The organism is Streptomyces sp. SPB074, assembly GCF_000154905.1.
In the GTDB taxonomy this organism is placed as follows: Bacteria; Actinomycetota; Actinomycetes; order Streptomycetales; family Streptomycetaceae; genus Streptomyces.
The window spans coordinates 162,281-163,311 of record NZ_GG770539.1 but is presented as its reverse complement, the minus strand read 5'-3'; the positions used below and the strand labels follow the sequence as shown (position 1 = coordinate 163,311).

1 protein-coding gene is annotated in these 1,031 nt (G+C 78.3%); it reads right to left on the bottom strand.

The features are described from left to right. Positions 1-272 precede the first annotated feature (272 nt). Positions 273-1,031: hypothetical protein (locus tag SSBG_RS00730; RefSeq protein WP_078491188.1), on the bottom strand; the 759-nt coding region annotated here is incomplete at its 5' end.

Sequence of the window (1,031 nt, the reverse complement as noted above, 5' to 3'; positions counted from 1 at the left end):
CGGCTCCGTGGCCGTTCCTGCCGCCTCCTGCGTCGTCTTCGCCTGAGCTCACGAGCTCACGAGCTCACGAGCGCACAAGCCCACGGGCCCATCGGCCTCGGCCGCTCGCCCGCCCGCCCGCGCGGCCACCCGCCCCGGCCCCGCACGGGGTTCCGGACACGGCAGGGCCCGCTCCCGGCGCCTGCGGCGCGAGGAGCGGGCCCTGAGCGATGAGCACGAGCCGCGCGGGGCGGCTACGGCGGCGGACGGCGGACAGGTGGCCCCGCGGCGGGTCAGCGCTGCGGAAAGCCCTGGGGGCGGGCCTGGGTGATGCCCAGCGCGTCCGTGTACTTGTCGACCACGAGCTTGCCGATCGCAGGGTAGGCGCCCAGCGGCTCGGCCGCCGGGCACTCGGCCTCCTCGGCGGCGCTGCGCAGCAGCCCGTCGTCCAGCTCGGGGCCGACGAGGTAGGGGGCCAGCGCGAGCTGCGAGGCGCCCGCCTCGCGCAGTTCGGCGGCCTTCGCCGCGATCGCCCCCTCCTGGTCGAGCGCGGCGGCCATGACCGGCACGGCGAGCCGCGCGGCGAGCAGCATCCCGGTGATCCCCGCCGCCTGCACGGCCTCCTCGCCGCCGACCGTGGCGAGGATGATGCCGTCCGCCGCGGTCGCGACGGTGAACAGGCGCGCGCGGTCGGCGCGCGCGAGCCCGGCCTCCGAGAGGCGCACGTGCAGCGCCTCGGCGAGCAGCGGGTGCGGGCCGAGCACGGCGGTCAGCTCGGCGACCGCGCGGCTGTCGTTCACCGACTGCCGCACACGGCGCAGGAGCGCGCTGTCGGGCCCGGCGAGCAGCGGCACCACGACGGCGGCGGGACCGTCGTCGGCGGGCACGTCGGCGCCCGCCTCCGCGGCCCGCGCGCGCCGCGCGGACACGTGCGCGAGCACGGCGCTGAGCTGCGGGAACTCGGCCTGGACCGGGTCGGTCTCCGTGCTGTCGAGGTAGCCGACGTGCGCGTCCAGCCCGGGCAGCTCGGAACGGGCGATGCTGGTGACCTC